Annotated in this window: 15 protein-coding genes; 10 read left to right on the top strand and 5 right to left on the bottom strand. The window is 70.6% G+C overall.

The genetic code is table 11. The features are described 5' to 3' along the window. Positions 1 to 57 precede the first annotated feature (57 nt). Together ABD770_RS05700 and ABD770_RS05695 are read left to right on the top strand one after the other, a co-directional pair. Positions 58 to 966 carry a LysR family transcriptional regulator gene (locus ABD770_RS05700; RefSeq protein ID WP_344818560.1) on the top strand — a complete coding sequence of 303 codons (909 nt, stop codon included), beginning with the start codon at positions 58 to 60 and terminating at the stop codon, positions 964 to 966. A 31-nt stretch (positions 967 to 997) separates the two neighbouring features. Next, positions 998 to 2,128: an LLM class flavin-dependent oxidoreductase gene (locus ABD770_RS05695; RefSeq protein ID WP_344818559.1), complete on the top strand. Its 1,131-nt coding sequence runs from the start codon at positions 998 to 1,000 to the stop codon at positions 2,126 to 2,128. Positions 2,129 to 2,222: 94 nt separating this feature from the next. Here the strand turns inward: ABD770_RS05695 and ABD770_RS05690 are convergent, their stop codons facing one another. Next, positions 2,223 to 2,687, bottom strand: a complete 465-nt coding sequence (locus ABD770_RS05690; RefSeq protein ID WP_344818557.1) for a hypothetical protein — start codon at positions 2,685 to 2,687, stop codon at positions 2,223 to 2,225. A 336-nt stretch (positions 2,688 to 3,023) separates the two neighbouring features. Between ABD770_RS05690 and ABD770_RS05685 the strand changes: the two genes are divergently transcribed. Next, entirely contained in the window at positions 3,024 to 3,230 is a 207-nt protein-coding gene (locus tag ABD770_RS05685; RefSeq protein ID WP_136034351.1) for a cold-shock protein, read from the top strand. Between the two features lie 68 nt (positions 3,231 to 3,298). Here ABD770_RS05685 and ABD770_RS05680 read toward each other — a convergent pair whose 3' ends face one another. The 3 genes from ABD770_RS05680 to ABD770_RS05670 all read right to left on the bottom strand — a co-directional run bounded on the left by ABD770_RS05680 (position 3,299) and on the right by ABD770_RS05670 (position 5,556). Beyond that, a complete protein-coding gene (locus ABD770_RS05680) occupies positions 3,299 to 3,967 on the bottom strand; it encodes an HAD hydrolase-like protein (protein ID WP_344818556.1) in 669 nt (222 codons plus the stop codon). 70 nt (positions 3,968 to 4,037) lie between these two features. Continuing rightward, a complete protein-coding gene (nucS, locus tag ABD770_RS05675; RefSeq protein WP_344818555.1) occupies positions 4,038 to 4,733 on the bottom strand; it encodes an endonuclease NucS in 696 nt (231 codons plus the stop codon). Positions 4,734 to 4,743: 10 nt separating this feature from the next. Further along, positions 4,744 to 5,556: a GAP family protein gene (locus tag ABD770_RS05670; protein WP_344818554.1), complete on the bottom strand. Its 813-nt coding sequence runs from the start codon at positions 5,554 to 5,556 to the stop codon at positions 4,744 to 4,746. Between the two features lie 149 nt (positions 5,557 to 5,705). Between ABD770_RS05670 and ABD770_RS05665 the strand changes: the two genes are divergently transcribed. Both ABD770_RS05665 and ABD770_RS05660 read left to right on the top strand, forming a co-directional pair. Continuing rightward, entirely contained in the window at positions 5,706 to 6,893 is a 1,188-nt protein-coding gene (locus tag ABD770_RS05665) for a sensor histidine kinase (protein ID WP_344818553.1), read from the top strand. Then, a complete protein-coding gene (locus tag ABD770_RS05660; RefSeq protein ID WP_344818552.1) occupies positions 6,890 to 7,576 on the top strand; it encodes a response regulator transcription factor in 687 nt (228 codons plus the stop codon). Before ABD770_RS05665 ends, ABD770_RS05660 begins: the two co-directional genes overlap by 4 nt. Positions 7,577 to 7,581: 5 nt before the next feature. Here ABD770_RS05660 and ABD770_RS05655 read toward each other — a convergent pair whose 3' ends face one another. After that, entirely contained in the window at positions 7,582 to 8,805 is a 1,224-nt protein-coding gene (locus ABD770_RS05655) for an MFS transporter (protein ID WP_344818551.1), read from the bottom strand. A 59-nt stretch (positions 8,806 to 8,864) separates the two neighbouring features. On the opposite strand from ABD770_RS05655, the gene ABD770_RS05650 reads away from it, so the two are divergent. The 5 genes from ABD770_RS05650 to ABD770_RS05630 are packed head-to-tail and all read left to right on the top strand — an operon-like array spanning position 8,865 to position 15,672. Then, positions 8,865 to 9,950 carry a LacI family DNA-binding transcriptional regulator gene (locus ABD770_RS05650; RefSeq protein WP_344818549.1) on the top strand — a complete coding sequence of 362 codons (1,086 nt, stop codon included), beginning with the start codon at positions 8,865 to 8,867 and terminating at the stop codon, positions 9,948 to 9,950. A gap of 58 nt (positions 9,951 to 10,008) precedes the next feature. Next, positions 10,009 to 12,933, top strand: coding sequence for a Na+/H+ antiporter subunit A (locus ABD770_RS05645; protein WP_344818548.1), 2,925 nt, complete (start codon positions 10,009 to 10,011; stop codon positions 12,931 to 12,933). Continuing rightward, positions 12,933 to 13,523, top strand: a complete 591-nt coding sequence (locus ABD770_RS05640) for a Na(+)/H(+) antiporter subunit C (RefSeq protein ID WP_344818547.1) — start codon at positions 12,933 to 12,935, stop codon at positions 13,521 to 13,523. The genes ABD770_RS05645 and ABD770_RS05640 overlap by 1 nt, the downstream gene beginning before the upstream one ends. After that, positions 13,520 to 15,073: a Na+/H+ antiporter subunit D gene (locus tag ABD770_RS05635; RefSeq protein ID WP_344818545.1), complete on the top strand. Its 1,554-nt coding sequence runs from the start codon at positions 13,520 to 13,522 to the stop codon at positions 15,071 to 15,073. The genes ABD770_RS05640 and ABD770_RS05635 overlap by 4 nt, the downstream gene beginning before the upstream one ends. Beyond that, complete coding sequence (locus ABD770_RS05630) at positions 15,070 to 15,672, top strand: Na+/H+ antiporter subunit E (protein WP_344818544.1); 603 nt, start codon at positions 15,070 to 15,072, stop codon at positions 15,670 to 15,672. The genes ABD770_RS05635 and ABD770_RS05630 overlap by 4 nt, the downstream gene beginning before the upstream one ends. Positions 15,673 to 15,676: the final 4 nt, after the last annotated feature.

Here is a 15,676-nt window from a genome sequence, read left to right as displayed (position 1 = left end):
CAGAGAGTCCCAGAATAGGTTGATCGTGCATTGAGACCTCTTGCGTACAATCACGGCATGGAGCTGCGTCACATCGTCGCCTTCGTGGCCGTCGCGGAGGAGCTGCACTTCGGCCGAGCGGCGGCTCGCCTCCACATGGCGCAGCCGCCGCTCAGCCAGCGGATCCGACAGCTCGAGAGCGAACTGCACGTCCAGCTGTTCGAGCGCACGACCCGCGCAGTGCTTCTCACCGAAGCCGGAGAGGCCATGCTCGATCCGGCTCGGAAGGTCCTCGAGGACCTCGAGATAGCCATCGGCGCGGCGCGCTCGGGTGGCCGCGGTGAGCTCGGCAGGATCGTGCTCGGCTTCTCCGGAGCGTCCAGTCATCAGCATCTGCCGAGGCTGACGGCGGCGATCCGCCGCCAGCATCCCGGGCTCCGTCTGGTGTTCGCCAAGCGCGACTACGCGAACGACGCGCTCGGCGGAGTCGTGGACGGGGAGCTCGACCTGGCCTTCGTGCGGCTTCCGTTGAATCGCGACGGGGTCGCGCACCGCATCATCGAGGAGGAGGAGATTCTCGTCGCGCTGCCCGCGCATCACCGCCTCGCCGAACAGGAGCGCATCACACTGTCCGATCTCGCCGAGGAGCCGTTCATCACCTTCCCCGGGACCGTGAGCTCCGCCGTGCGGGACGCGCTCGTGCACGCCTGTGTGGAGAGCGGTTTCGGCCCGCAGATCACGCAGGAGGCTCCCGACACCTACACGATCCTCGCTCTGGTCGCCGCCGGTGCCGGGGTGACGCTCGTGCCGTCCTCGGTGACGCACGTGACGAGTCCGGGCCTCGTGTACCGCCCACTCGCCGGCCCCCGGCGCGTGCTGCACACGGCCCTCGCCTGGCGCGCCAACAATCACTCCGCGGCGCTCGAGAAGGTGCTGCGGATCGCAGAGGGTGTGCTGCCGACGCCGGAGATCCCCACCACTATGTAGCGTTCGCTCTGAATGAGGGACCGATTGGGTATTGGACATCGATCGGCCACGCGACCAGCCTGGAGGGGAACCGCACACAGCGAGGAGGCACCGTGAGACGAACCAGCAGTCCGACCGGCGAGAGCCCGGCATCCGGCATCCGATCCGAAGGGGAGGGACGCGCATGAAGTACGGATTCGGCGTCCTCGACAGGCCCTCGGTCCGCGAGCAGATCGCTCTCGCCCAGGAGGCGGAGCAGGCGGGCTACTCCTCGATCTGGGTCTGCGAGACGCGGCTCGCCCGCGACGCCATCTCGGTGATGGGCGCCATCGCGGCCACCACCGAGCGGATCCAGATCGGCTCCGGCGTCGTCAACAGTTGGAACCGCAACCCGGCGCTCATGGCGATGACGTTCGCGACGCTCAACAACCTCGCGCCCGACCGCATCATCCTCGGCCTCGGCGCGTACTGGGACCCGCTGGCGGCGAAGCAGGGCATCGCCCGGTCGAAGCCGCTCACGCAGATGCGAGAGTACGTCGGCGTCGTGCGCCGTCTGCTCGATCTCGAGGAGCACGTCAGCTTCCACAGCGACTTCATCACCGTCGATGACCTGACCCTCGACCTCGGACACGGCGATCCGCGGGTCCCGCAGAACGTCCCGATCTATCTGGGACCGACCGGACCGAAGATGACCGAGCTCGCCGGCGAGATCTGCGACGGCGCGCTGATCAACGGCCTCCTCACGCCCGACTATGTGCGTGCCGGGGTCGAGCGCGTGCGCATCGGTGCGGAGCGCGCGGGCCGCGATCCGAAGTCGGTCGCGCTTCCCGCCTACGTGAACGTCGCGCTCGACGAGGACGGGGACCGTGCACGACTGACCGCACGCCGCCTGCTCGCGATGTACCTGGGGCAGCAGCCGCACATCGGCAAGGCCAGCGGTCTTCCCGAGGACTTCCTCGCCGAGGTGCGCCGGGTCGTCGGCGGCTGGCCGGCTCGCCCGGAGGCGCTCGACGAGGCGACCGAGCTGGTCACCGAGGACATCGCGCTGCGCCAGCTGGTCGCCGGCACGCCGGACGAGTGCCGCGAGCAGATGCGCAAGTGGCACGACACGGGGATCGACGAGATCGTCGTCATCCCGCTCACGGAGAACTACAGCGACATGATCGAGACGTTCCGTCCGTAGCACCCTGAGCCTCCCCCGCACGGCGACGACTCCGTGCGGGGGAGGCTTTTCCGCGCGTTCGCGGCGGCGTCCCGGCCGGAGACCGCGGCCGGGCTCAGTGGTCCTCCACGGGGCGCGGTCCGCGGGCGTCCTGAACGGCCAGCACCAGGGCGATGATCGTGAAGGCGATCATGATGGTGGCAGCCGGGTTCGCGATCCCGATCGCGACGTCGAGCCAGGGCTGCCGGGCGCCGCTGAGGATGGTCTGCATCCCGTCCGGGGTGGTGTCGGGCAGCGTGAGGCCGAGGAGGACACCGGACCCCCAGGCCGCGACGAGCGCGCCCCACGTCGCAGGGCGCGTCGTGAACCCGCGGGCGAGAATGCGGTCGTGCGCGCGCCCGATGAAGACGAAGAGCACGGCGACGGGCACGCCGAGTGCCAGATAAGGGAGTGTCAGGTCGCCGCCGATGCCGAACAGGAACCGCCCGAGGACGACCCACAGCGCGAGGGCCACACCGGTGAGGAGCAGAAGGACGCCGCGGAGAGTGCCCGCCCGTGTCGTCGTCCGCGATGAGTCCATCCCCCGAGCCTAGGATGGGGCGTGCGGAGGAGCGAATCGGTGGCTTCTCCCCTCGATGGGAAGCGGGTGGCCGGGCCGACGAGAAATTTGTCCCCCAAATGGGGGACAAATAGGGCTCGACGCGTGTATGCTGAAGGCTGACGCACCCTCCGGTCGTCTTAGGCCCTCATCGCTCCCCCCGCGGTGAGGGCCAACTTCTTCCCCCCGGGGGTGGTCCGTCTTGCAACATTTAGATCACCTTCTGCCCCCGCCTGTTGCCCGAGGGGCCCACTGGGATAGCGTTAGCGACAGTCGGTGCATCCTGCGTCGGCATCGCAACAAGCAGAACGGCAGTAAATGAGCACCCAGGGCACGGTCAAGTGGTTCAACTCGGAGAAGGGCTTCGGCTTCATCTCCCCTGACGACGGAGGCGCCGACGTGTTCGCGCACTACTCCGCAATCCAGTCTTCCGGCTACCGCTCCCTCGACGAGAACCAGCGCGTCGAGTTCGATGTGGCGCAGGGCCCCAAGGGCCTGCAGGCTGAGAACATCCGCCCGCTCTGAGGCGGGCCTGAACTCCTCATCGGATGCCGTGCATGCGGCGTTCGATGAGGAGTTCTGCGTTCGTGCGATCAATTCAACAGCAACGCGCGAAGGCTCTCGGGGTCCGCGGCGCGCAGCGCCGCACCGTCGGCCTCCTGCGGCTCGCCGAAGCCCCAGTCCACGAAGATGACGGGGATGCCGTGCTCCGCGCCGCCGTCCACGTCGTGATGACGATCACCGATGAGGACGGGACGCGAGGTGTCGACACCCGCTGCGCGCAGCCGGTCCATGGCCTGCCCGATCACGAACGACTTGCCGTCGGTGCGGCCCTCGGGCACCGGTCGGGCTCCCGACACGGCGGTGAAGACGTCGATGAGCCCGTAGTGCTCGAGGATCGCGCGCACCTGGTTCTCGGGCTTGGTGCTGGCGGTGGACTGCGGGATGCCGGTGGCCTGAACCGCACGCAGCACCTCGGGCACTCCGGGATAGATCGTGACCGCCGCGGCATAGCCGTCGGCCGCGGCCAGTTCACGGTAGCGGTCGACCGCCTCGTGCGCCTGCTGCGACGTCAGGCCCGCGCGGCGCTGGAAGGACTCGTGCATGGGCGGCCCGATCCACAGCGAGAGCTCCGCGGCATCCGGCTCGGGCAGTCCGTAGGACGCGAACACCCGGCGGAGGCGGGGGAGGATGCCGGCGGACGCATCGGCGATCGTGCCGTCCACGTCCCAGAGGATGCAGGTGTAAGGCGAGGAGGGCATGTCTCCAGCCTAGGCGGAGGCGCGGAGGAGCCGATCTCGGATGACGGCGCCAGGCAGAACGGGCGAAGGGCTAGAACAGGCGCGGAGCGCCCGAGGCCGTGCCCTTCATGTCGTCGTAGTCGAGCACGACGCAGCGGATGCCGCGGTCCTCGGCCAGCACCCTCGCCTGCGGCTTGATCTCCTGCGCGGCGAACACGCCGGTGACGGGTGCCAGGTGCGGGTCGCGCCCCAGCAGCTCCAGGTACCGGGTCAGCTGCTCGACGCCGTCGATGTCGCCGCGGCGCTTGACCTCCACCGCGATCGCCGCGCCGGAGGCATCCCGGATCATCAGGTCGACGGGACCGATCGCGGTCGGGTACTCGCGGCGCACGAGCGTGCCGCCCTCGCTGATCAGGTCGACCTGCTCGGCCAGCAGGCGCTGCAGATCGGCCTCCACGCCGTCCTTCTGCAGGCCTGGGTCGATGCCGAGGTCGTGGTGGGAGTCGTGCAGGATCTCGTGGATCTGCACGCGCAGCGCGTCACCGGTCTTGCGGTGCGTGACGCGCCACACCTCGGTGACCCCGGCACCGGCCTCCTCCTCCCCGGGCTCCTCGGCGGCGAACGAGCACGGCGGGCTCATCCAGTTCAACGGCTTGTAGCTGCCGCCGTCGGAGTGCACGAGCAGACTGCCGTCGCCCTTGTGCACGAGCAGACGCGTGGCGAGGGGGAGATGGGCGTTGAGCCGGCCGGTGTAGTCCACGGCGCAGCGGGCGATGACGAGACGCACGACGCCGAGCCTACCCGCCGAGGGCGCCGCCGAGGACGCCCTGCAGTCCGCCGAGATCGGAGAGCGCGCCTCCCGCGATGAAGAACCCGATGATGCCGACGATCCACGCCGTCGTCTCGGCGCTGTCCTTGCCGAGCCAGGCCGCGAACCGCCGCAGCGGCCGCTCCACGGCCCGGTGGGCGACTACGCGCAGAACCAGGAGCAGCAGGGCCGGGGCGATCATCACCAGGCAGTATCCGACCAGCGCGGCGATGCGCAGCGGTGCGCTCACCGCGGAATCGGCGAGCATTGTCATCGCGACGATGTAGGGCAGCATGGTCGCCACCTCGACGAGCCCGGCGGCGATGGCCAGGCCCACGACCGAGACGGGTGTCGTCGCGGGATCGAGCATCCGGTCCCGCCAGCGCGTCAGGCGTCCCGGCGGGGGAGCCGGAGCGGACGGAGGATCGTCGCTGATCCGCTCCGTGCCGGCCGCCGTGGCGGCGCCGGTGCGCGCGGCGGCCCGGTCCTTCGACGGCCGGATGAAGAACGAGCCGACGAGCATCGCCGCGCCGGTGATGAGGCGGGCGTACGTCCCCGGCGTGGAGTCGAGCACGTCCGTCGCGACGCCGACGATGTTGACCAGCCCCCACAGGAACAGGAGGCCCACGACGAGATAGAACACGGTGATGGAGGCGAGGTACAGCAGGATGCGCCCGACCCGCACCCGGCCGGGAGCGAGCAGCAGGAACAGCGGGATGAGCAGCGTGCCCACGCTTAGGCCGTCCAGCAGCGCCAGACCGGCGAGGACGAGGGCGAGCGGGCCGTCGAGCAGCATCTCCATGCCTCCAGCCTCCGCCCGAGCCTCGCCTCCGGGATCGGACGAACGACGGAGAGCGGATCCGCCGGGTTCATACCGAGGACGGAGCCGCCGCGCTCATCCTTTCGGCGGATGCCGTTCGTGCGGGCTGTGCTTCGATGGGAGGCATGCACGTGAGCGGGGAACGCGCCGGCATGCTCGCCGGCATCCGTGACCGCGCCCTGCGCCTGCTGCCGCGGCCGGTGTGGGATGCCGTCGGCGTCGCGCTGCTGGGTGTGATCGCGCCGCTGATCGGACTCAGCGGGATGTGGGACTTCCTCCGCGTCACGCCCGAACCGGTGAGCGGGTGGTGGAGCGTGGCGTTCCTACTTCCCGGCTGCGTGCTCATGGCGCTGCGGGAGCGGATGCCGATGGTCGCACTGCTCGGCGGTCTGGTGCTGTTCCTCGGCGACCTGCTCACCGCGGGCGGCCTTGGCCCGCTACTGGTGCTCATGGACGTGCTGTGGAACGCGGTGCGCTCCGGGTCCCGCCGCCGACGCGAGATCATCGGCGCGGGCATCGGTGCCGTCACGGTCGGGGTCGTGGCCGCCACCTTGGCGCGCACCGGGGATGTCCGGGTGACGTTCCTGATGGGGCTGACCCTGGCGGCGCTGCTGGGCACCGATTACTGGTGGGCGGTCGCCGTGGGACGGGCGGAGGATGTCGCGGAGCTGGAGAGCTCGCGTGCGGCGGACCGGGCGCGGGAGGCCATCCGAGATGACCGCGAGCTGATGGCGCGGGAACTGCACGACGTCGTCGCCGGGCACGTGTCGGCGATCGCGATCCGGGCCGAGGCGGCGCTGTCCACCCCGCCGGATCGGGACGGCGACAGGGAGGCGCTGCGTGCCGTGCGGGACGCGAGCCTGAACGCGCACGAGGCGCTGCGATCCATGATCTCGGTGCTGCGCGACACCGACGGCCGGTTCAGTCTTTCGCTGCGCCTGGCCGATGTCCCCGCCCTCGTCGAGGCCGGGAAGGAGTCGGGGCTGCGGGTGCGGTACGTCAGCGAGCTCACCGGCGACGTCGATGCCGTGATCGAGGACACCGCGACAGCCGTCGTCCGTGAGGCGCTGTCGAACTGCAACAGGCACACTCCCGGCGCCGAGGTGGAGGTGCGCCTGGCCGGGGACGCCGAGTCGGTGTCCGTGAGCATCGAGTCGTCGGCCGGGTCCGCCCGTCCGCGTCGTGCGCTGACGGGGTCGGGGACGGGGCTTGCGACGTTGGCCGACGGCATCGGCCGGTTGAGAGGCGACTTCCGGGCCGGGCCGCGGCCCGGCGGTTGGTCGGTGGCGGCGACATTGCCGCGGAGGGTGGGATCATGACGGATGCCACCGGGCAGGACGGATCCGGCGAGGACGCCGTCACCGTGCTCCTCGCCGACGACCACAGTGCGGTGCGGGCCGGGCTGCGGATCATGCTGGAGGCGCACGGCGTGCAGGTCGTGGGGGAGGCGGCCGACGGCGACGTCGCGGTGCGCAACGCGCGGGCGCTGCACCCCGATGTCGTGCTGATGGATCTGCGGATGCCGAGGAGGGACGGCATCTCGGCGACGAGGCAGATCGTCGACGAGGGGCTCGCCGAGGTGCTCGTGCTCACCAGCTTCGACGAGGACGAGCTGGTGCACGGCGCGATCGCCGCGGGAGCTGTGGGGTTCCTGTTGAAGACGGCGGACGCCGCCACGCTGGTACGGGCGGTGCGCACGGTGGCATCCGGCGACGGGGTGCTCGACCCGCGGGTCACGCGACGGGCGCTCGCTGCGGCGCGGCGCGGCGCTCGGGACGACGGTGCGCACGGCGGCCGATCGTACGACGCGGCGGGTCAGGGGCTGACGGAGCGGGAGCGGGAGGTTCTGGACGGCATCCTGAACGGCTGGTCGAACGCGCAGCTCGCCGAGCGGCTGGGCATCTCGGTGCCGACGGTGAAGACCCACGTGTCGAACGTGCTCGCCAAGCTGGGCGCGCGCAGCCGTTCGCATGCCGCCGCGCTCGTGCGCCGGCGGTCCTGACCTCCTCAGGCGGCGGGGGTCCTCTCCTCCACGCGCAGCGGCTTCGCGGCCGCCGAGAACACGCCCGACATCAGCACCAGCACGACGAGGATGAACAGCGTGTTCAGCAGGCCGATGTGATTGGCGACGAAGCCGAGCACGGGAGGTCCGCCGAGGAAGGCGATGTAGCCGATGGTCGCCGCGGCGCTCACCCGCACGGCGGCCTTGGCGGGGTCGTCGGCGGCGGCGGACATGCCGATCGGGAAGCCGAGGGACGCCCCGATGCCCCACAGCGCGGCACCGGCGAGCACGACCGGCAGGGACGTGCCGAGGATGAACAGCAGCAGACCGGATGCGGCGGCCGCCGCCAGCACGCGCAGCACCGCGACCCGCCCGAAGCGGTCGACGACGGGCCCGCCGAACAGCCGCGCGGCGGTCATGCCCACCGAGAACACGGCCAGCGCGACCGCGCCCATGCCCTCGTCGAGGTGGTGCCCGTCGACCACGCCGAGGGCGATCCAGTCGTTCGCGCCGCCCTCGGCGAAGGACATCCCCAGCATGACGACGCCCAGCGCGTAGGTGCGCGGTTCGCGCCAGGCCTCCAGGGCGGTGTGCATGCGCTGCGTCCAACGGGGCGCGGGGCCCGGGGCGGGTGCGGGGGCGGCCTCCCGCACGGGCACGTTCCGATAGCACGCGAACGCGCCCAGGATGATGATGACGCTGATGATCCCCGCATGGGCGGCGACGGTCATCGACAGCTTCGCGGCCAGGGCTCCCGCTCCCGCGCCGATCACGGTGCCGAAGCTGAAGAACGCGTGGAACACCGGGAGGATCGTCCTGCCCATGTGCTGCTCGATGGCGGTCGCCTCGACGTTCATCATGACGTCGACCGCACCGTTGCCGAATCCGAACAGCACGAGGCCCAGGACGACGAGGGGGATGGAGCCGAGGACATCGGCGCCGACGCCGATGACGGCCACGCCGACACCGAACGATGCCATCGACAGCAGCATCCCGAGCCGTGCGCCGGTGCGCGCCATGACGGCGGGTCCCGTGGAGATGCCGATGATCGACGCGATGCCCATGCTCAGCAGCAGGAGGCCGACCTGGGCCTTGTCGATGTCGAGGGACTCCGCGATGCTCGGCACACGGGAGGCCCAGGTCGAGATCGACAGCCCGCTGGCGAGGAAGATCGCGAAGATCGCCGTGCGCCAGCGCAGGAACTGGGATCGGGTCAGCGCGGTGTCCATCCGACGAGTATATCGAATCGATTCGATCCGTACGGTCCGGCCCACGTTATCCTCGGAGGATGACGAGCACCCCCGGCCGACGCGTGACCCTCGCCGACGTCGCGCGCGCCGCCGGGGTGTCGACGTCGACGGCGTCGGTGGTCTTCAGCGGCAAGGTCAACGTCGCCGAGGCCACCCGTCGCAGGGTGCTGGCGGCCGCGGCATCGCTGGGCTACGCCGGCCCCGACCCGCGAGCGGCCTCGCTGCGCCTGGGGCGCAGCGGCATCGTCGGCGTGGTGATCAGCGGAGAGCTGCGCCACGCCTTCCTCGACCCCGTCACCACGGCCATGATGGACGGTCTGACCGACGCCCTGGCCTCCGTCAGCACCGGCATCCTCCTGCTGCGCGACGACCCGCGCGGCGACGAGATGCCGCCGATCACCGAGGCGCCCGTCGACGCGGTGGTGCTCATCGGCTGGTCCGGGCGCACCCCCTCGGCCCTGGAGATCGTCCGTCGGCGTGGCCTCCCGGTCGTGATGATCGAGGGGGATGCCGGTGAGGGGATCCCGCGGGTCACCCTCGACAACCGTGAGGCCAGCGCCGCGATCTCCCGCCACGTCTCCCGCCTCGGGCACGTCGACGTGGCGACTGTGACGCTCCCGCTGGACGCCGACCGCCGACGCGGCGCCGTGACCGCCGAGCGGGTGGCGGCCGCGACCGTGGAGGTCACCCTGGACCGCCTGGCGGGCTTCCGCGAGGTGTATCCGGACGCCCCCGGTGTGACGGCATCGGCGAGTCTGGTGGATGAGGGCATGATCGCGGCGCGTGCGCTGCTGACGGAGGCCGACGGCGGCGTGCGCGCGGACCGGCCGACGGCGATCGTCGCGCAGAGCGACCTGCTCGCGGTGGGCGTCATCCGCGCGGCGGAGGAGTGCGGTCTGCGCGTACCGGAGGATCTGACGGTCGTCGGGTTCGACGGCATCGCCGCGGACGGGCTCGGATCGCTGCGTCTGACGACCGTCGTGCAGCCCGCGGTGGCCAAGGGCCGCGCGGCGGGGGAGCAGATCACGCGGATGCTGGCGGGCGGGCCCGGCGAGTCCGTGCACTTCACATGCACCTTCCGCGAGGGCGAGACGGCCGCCGCGCCCCCGCATCGAGCCGGGTAGACTGGGGAGAAACCGCCCGCCCGCGCCAGAAGGCCCTGACGAGCCCGAGGAGCCGCTTATGCTAGTGCTCCTCGCCGTGTTCCTGATCGGGTCGCTGCTCTTCCCCCTTCTGGTCCACTGGCTCGGAGCACGGGCATTCCTCATCGGCGCCCTCGTGCCCGCCGCCGCCTTCATCGACGCGCTCCTGCGGACCCCCGCGGTGCTGGGCCAGAGGTCCGTGCCGTTCGAGGACGTGGAGTGGATCCCGCAGCTGGGTCTGCATCTGTCGATGCGCATGGACGTGCTGGGCTGGGTGCTCACCCTCATCGTCACCGGTGTCGGCGCCCTCGTGCTGCTGTACTGCCGGTGGTACTTCTACGACGACGCCGCCGAGGTCGGCCAGTTCGCGGGTGTGCTGCTGGGGTTCGCCGGGGCCATGTACGGGCTGGTGCTCACCGACGATCTCATCATGCTCGTGATGTTCTGGGAAGTGACGAGCATCCTCTCCTACCTGCTCATCGGCCACTACCGTCACCGCGCGGCCAGCCGTCGTGCCGCACTGCAGGCGCTGCTGGTGACGACGCTGGGCGGGCTCGTGCTGTTCGTCGGGGCGATCCTCCTCGTCGTCGACGCCGGCACCGCGAGCATTCGGGGGCTGCTGCAGCTGGCGCCGACGGGACCCGTCGTGGATGCCGCGGTCGTGATGCTTCTGATCGGCGCGGTGTCGAAGTCCGCCGTCTTCCCCTTCCACTTCTGGCTGCCCGGTGCCATGGCCGCGCCCACCCCCGTGAGCGCCTACCTGCACGCGGCGGCCATGGTGAAGGCCGGCATCTACCTCATCGCGCGCTTCGCGCCGATCTTCGCCCTGTCCGCACCGTGGCGGCCCATCGTCATCGGGCTCGGCGTGCTCACCCTGCTGCTCGGCGGCATCCAGGCGCTGCGGGAGACGGACCTCAAGCGCATCCTCGCCTTCGGCACCGTCAGCCAGCTGGGCTTCTTCTCGGTCGTGATCGGCTACGGCACCCCCGGCGCGGCGCTCGCCGGCCTCGCCCTGGTGATCGCGCACGCACTGTTCAAGTCCGCGCTGTTCCTCATCGTCGGCGTCATCGACCGTCAGCTCTCCACGCGAGACCTCACCGAGCTCTCCGGAGTCGGCAGACAGGCGCCCGTGATGGCGACGGCCGCGTTCATCGCCGCGGGCTCGATGATGGGCATCGCCCCGACGATCGGCTACGTCGCGAAGGAGTCCACCCTCACGGCGCTCCTGGAGGACGCCCAGCACGGCTCGATGTGGGGGTGGGTCGCACTCATCGGCGTCACCGCCGGCGCCGTGCTCACGGCGGCGTACGGATGCCGCTTCCTGTGGGGCGCGTTCTGGCGGAAGAAGGACCTGCACGGCGCACGGATGCCGGAGACGGAATGGCCCGACCCCCCGGTGGGCTTCCTCGCCTCGCCGATCGTGCTCGCCGGCCTCAGCATCGCCGCGGGCATCGGCGCCCCGGCCGTGGACGTCGTGCTGCAGGGCTACGCGCAGACCCTCGACCCCGGGCCCGAGGAGATCGGGCATCTCGCGCTGTGGCACGGGCTCGAGCCCGCGCTCCTGCTGTCGCTGGCGGCCATCGCCGCGGGCATCGGCGTGTTCGTGCTCAGCATCCGCTCCGGCTGGCATCGCTGGCCCCGGATGCTGCGCCATACGGCTGCGGACGTCTACTACGTCGTCATGCGCGGCGTCGACCGGCTCTCCGTGCTCACCACGAGCCTGACCCAGCGCGGTTCGCTGCCGCTGTACGTCGGCACGATCTTCGTCGTCCTGCTGGCCGCCGAGGCCACGGCGCTCATCGGTGCGCGCCCCGCCCAGCTGGAGCTGTCCGCGTGGCACACGCCCACGCAGCTCGTCGTCGCGCCCATCATGGCCATCGCCGGCGTCGTGGCCGTGCGCGCCCGCAAGCGCTACACGGGGGTCGTGCTGGTGTCGGTGACGGGCCTGGGCATGGTCGTGCTGTTCGCGACCAGCGGGGCGCCGGACCTCGCGCTCACCCAGATCCTCGTCGAGACGGTGACGATGGTCACCTTCGCCCTCGTGCTGCGGCGGCTGCCCTCGAGGCTGGGTGAGCACAATGCATCCGTGGGGCGCCTGCCGCGGGCGGTCCTCGCGGTCGGGGTGGGTGTGACGATGGCGCTCGTCGCCATCCTCGCCACGCAGGCCCGCATCTTCGATCCGATCTCCGTGGACTTCCCGCAGCTGGCGTACGAGTTCGGGCACGGCAGGAACGTCGTCAATGTGGCTCTGGTCGACCTGCGCGGCTGGGACACCATGGGCGAGCTCAGCGTGCTCGTGCTGGCGGCGACCGGTGTGGCCTCCCTCGTCTTCGTCACCCATCGCGCCGACCTGCTCTCGGCGACCCGCGATCTGCCGCCCACCGAGCGCCGACGGACCGCGCGTCGTCCGCTGGTGGAGACCGCGGAGGGGCTGCGCTTCCAGACCCCGGAGAACCGCGGCGCTCCGCGTGCCTGGCTCGTCAGCGGCACCCAGTTGAAGGCGGAGGATCGCTCGATCCTCCTCGAGGTCATCGTGCGGGTGCTGTTCCACACGATCATCGTCGTGTCGATCTTCCTGCTGTTCGCCGGGCACAACGGTCCCGGCGGCGGTTTCGCCGGCGGGCTCGTGGCGGGGATGGCGCTGGTCATGCGCTACATCGCCGGCGGCCGGTGGGAGCTGGGCGCCGCCGCGCCCACGGACGCCGGCCGCCTGCTCGGGTTCGGCCTGGTGCTGTCGGTGGGGGCCGCCCTGCTGCCGGTGCTGTTCGGGATGACGGCGCTGCAGAGCACGCTGTGGGAGGGGACGCTCCCGCTCGTCGGCCATGTGGAGTTCGTCTCCTCGACGGTCTTCGACATCGGCGTGTATCTCGTGGTCATCGGTCTGGCGCTCGACGTGCTGCGCAGCCTCGGCGCCGAGGTGGACCGCCAGACCGTCGAGATGCGCAAGCGGGGGGTGCGTGTCTGATGGACGCGTCGCTGACCCTGATCATCATCATGGCGGTGCTGTTCGCGTGCGGCGTGTACGCGATGATGGAGCGCAGCCTGACCCGCGTGCTCATCGGCTTCCTGCTGCTGGGCAACGCGACGAACCTGCTGCTGCTGATCGTCATGGGGGTGCCGGGCAAGGCGCCGTTCTTCGGCGAGGAGGATGCGATCAGCGATCCGTTGCCGCAGGCCCTGACCCTCACCGCCATCGTCATCACCTTCGCCGTCTCGGCCTTCCTGCTGGCCCTCATCTACCGTTCGTGGCAGCTCGGACAGGCCGACACGGTGGAGGACGACGAGGACGACATCGCGCTGCGCGAGCGCACGGATGCCGAGGACGAGATCATCGACGACGAGTCCACGCCGGAGGAGGAGGAGGCGACGACGGACTTCATCGACGTCGCGACCACACCGATCACCGTGCTGCACATGCGCGACCATGCCGCCATCCACGACGACGCGCCCGTCGACCGACCGCTCGTCCTCCGCGAGACGGCCGCGGAGCCGGAGCCGTCCGCGGAGCACGAGCAGTCCGCGGGGAACGTCGATGACGGGGAGGATCGCCCGTGAGCGCACTCGTCCCCCTCCTCGTCATGCTTCCGCTGCTGGGTGCGGCCGCCACGCTCGTGTTCGGACGCAACCCGCGACTGCAGATGGGCGTGACGGTCCTGACGCTGGCGGGCGTCTCCGTCATCGCCGCCGTGCTGCTGGCGTCGGTGGACGCCGCAGGCGCGCCCTTCGCCGTGTCGGTGGGAGGCTGGCCGGTGCCGTTCGGCATCGTGCTGTACGTCGACCGGTTCGCCGCCCTGCTCGTGCTCATCTCCAGTGTCGTGCTGCTGGCGGTGCTGCTGTTCTCGATCGGCCAGGGCGTCGCGGACGGCGTGGAGGAGACGCCGACCTCGATCTTCAACCCGACCTATCTCATCCTCGCCGCTGGCATCTTCGACGCGTTCATCGCCGGCGACCTGTTCAACCTGTACGTCGGGTTCGAGATCCTGCTCGTCGCCTCCTACGTGCTCATCACCCTCGGCAGCACCGAATCCCGCATCCGCACCGGAGCGGTCTACATCGTCGTCTCGCTGGTGTCGTCCATCCTCTTCCTCGCCGCCATCGCGATGATCTACGGCGCGGTCGGCACCGTGAACATGGCGCAGGTCGCCGAGCGCGTCGCCCAGCTGCCGCAGGAGACGCAGCTGGTGCTGCACCTGCTGCTGGTCGTGGCGTTCGGCATCAAGGCCGCGATCTTCCCCGTGTCGTTCTGGTTGCCGGACTCGTACCCCACCGCCCCGGCGCCGGTGACCGCGGTGTTCGCGGGCCTGCTGACGAAGGTCGGCGTGTACGCGCTGATCCGCACGGAGACGCAGCTGTTCGCCTCGAACAGCATCGACACCCTGCTGCTGATCGTCGCGCTGGCCACGCTCGTGATCGGCGTGCTGGGCGCCGTCGCGCAGGCCGAGCTCAAGCGCATCCTGTCCTTCACCCTGGTCAGCCACGTCGGCTACATGATCTTCGGCCTCGCGGTCGCGACGGAAGCGGCCATCGGCGCCACGGTGTACTACATCGTGCACCACATCGTCGTGCAGACCACGTTGTTCCTCGCCGTCGGGCTCATCGAGCGCAGGGCCGGCAGCACGTCGATCCTCCGGGTCAGCGGGCTCATGAAGGCCGCACCGCTGCTGGCCGTGCTGTACTTCGTACCGGCGATCAACCTCGGCGGGCTGCCGCCGTTCTCCGGCTTCATCGGCAAGATCGCCCTGTTCGAGGCGGCCGCCGCCGTCGGGACGCCCATCATGATCGTGCTGATCTTCGGCGGCATCCTCACCTCCCTCCTCACCCTGTACGCGCTCATGCGCGCCTGGAACCTCGCGTTCTGGCGGGAGGGCGACGACCTCGCCGAGATCGAGGGCCGGGTCGGCTACCTCGGCAGCGCGCCGGCCGCCGATGTGCAGCAGGAGACCCGCCGCATCCCGGCGATCATGACCGTCGCCACCGGCGGCATGGTCGCCGTCACCCTGGCTCTGACGGTCTTCGCCGGTCCGCTGTACGCTCTGTGCGACCGGATCGGTGCGGGGCTGTTGCAGCCGGTCACGCTCCAGCAGATCGACGAGGAGGCCGGATGAGTCCCGAGTCGAAGCGCGGCGTGCTCCGCGACACCCTGCTGCAGCTGCCGTTCCTGCTGTGGCTGACCGTGCTGTGGATGCTGCTGTGGCACCAGTTCACCCCGCTGGCGCTGGTCACCGGCATCCTCGTCGCGATCTTCGTGACGCGCGTGTTCCGACTGCCGACCGTGGAGCTGGTCGGCAGGGTGAACCTCTGGTACGCCCTCGTGTTCGTCGTGCTGTTCCTCGGTGCCGTGGTGGCCGGCGCCGTCAGCGTCGCCGTCCAGGTCTTCGACTTCCGCCGTCAGCCCGGCGCCGCCATCGTCGGCGTGCCGCTGCGGTACGCCGACGACATCGTCACCACGCACGTGTCGGTGACGGCCTCGCTCATCCCCGGGTCGCTCGTCGTGGAGAGCGACCGCAAGCGCCGCATCCTGTACCTGCACGTGATCGGCATGCACAGCAGGGCCGACGTGGACGCCTTCCGCGAGGAGGTGCTGCGCTGGGAGCGCCGCATCGTGCGAGCGGTCGGCACGCCCGAGCAGTACCGCGCGCTGAAGGCCGACGAGGCCCTCGAGCGCGCCCGGACCACGGCATCCGTCGCAGGGGAGGGATCGTGAACGA

This window comes from Microbacterium soli, assembly GCF_039539005.1.
In the GTDB taxonomy this organism is placed as follows: Bacteria; Actinomycetota; Actinomycetes; order Actinomycetales; family Microbacteriaceae; genus Microbacterium; species Microbacterium soli.
This window is presented reverse-complemented; position numbering and strand designations above follow the sequence as displayed.

Excerpts from the sequence above, each read along its gene's own strand:
- ABD770_RS05700 (WP_344818560.1), top strand. The coding sequence starts at position 58 with ATGGAGCTGCGTCACATCGTCGCCTTCGTGGCCGTCGCGGAGGAGCTG.
- ABD770_RS05690 (WP_344818557.1), bottom strand. The coding sequence starts at position 2,687 with ATGGACTCATCGCGGACGACGACACGGGCGGGCACTCTCCGCGGCGTC.
- ABD770_RS05685 (WP_136034351.1), top strand. The coding sequence starts at position 3,024 with ATGAGCACCCAGGGCACGGTCAAGTGGTTCAACTCGGAGAAGGGCTTC.
- ABD770_RS05680 (WP_344818556.1), bottom strand. The coding sequence starts at position 3,967 with ATGCCCTCCTCGCCTTACACCTGCATCCTCTGGGACGTGGACGGCACG.
- ABD770_RS05670 (WP_344818554.1), bottom strand. The coding sequence starts at position 5,556 with ATGGAGATGCTGCTCGACGGCCCGCTCGCCCTCGTCCTCGCCGGTCTG.
- ABD770_RS05660 (WP_344818552.1), top strand. The coding sequence starts at position 6,890 with ATGACGGATGCCACCGGGCAGGACGGATCCGGCGAGGACGCCGTCACC.
- ABD770_RS05655 (WP_344818551.1), bottom strand. The coding sequence starts at position 8,805 with ATGGACACCGCGCTGACCCGATCCCAGTTCCTGCGCTGGCGCACGGCG.
- ABD770_RS05650 (WP_344818549.1), top strand. The coding sequence starts at position 8,865 with ATGACGAGCACCCCCGGCCGACGCGTGACCCTCGCCGACGTCGCGCGC.
- ABD770_RS05645 (WP_344818548.1), top strand. The coding sequence starts at position 10,009 with ATGCTAGTGCTCCTCGCCGTGTTCCTGATCGGGTCGCTGCTCTTCCCC.
- ABD770_RS05640 (WP_344818547.1), top strand. The coding sequence starts at position 12,933 with ATGGACGCGTCGCTGACCCTGATCATCATCATGGCGGTGCTGTTCGCG.
- ABD770_RS05630 (WP_344818544.1), top strand. The coding sequence starts at position 15,070 with ATGAGTCCCGAGTCGAAGCGCGGCGTGCTCCGCGACACCCTGCTGCAG.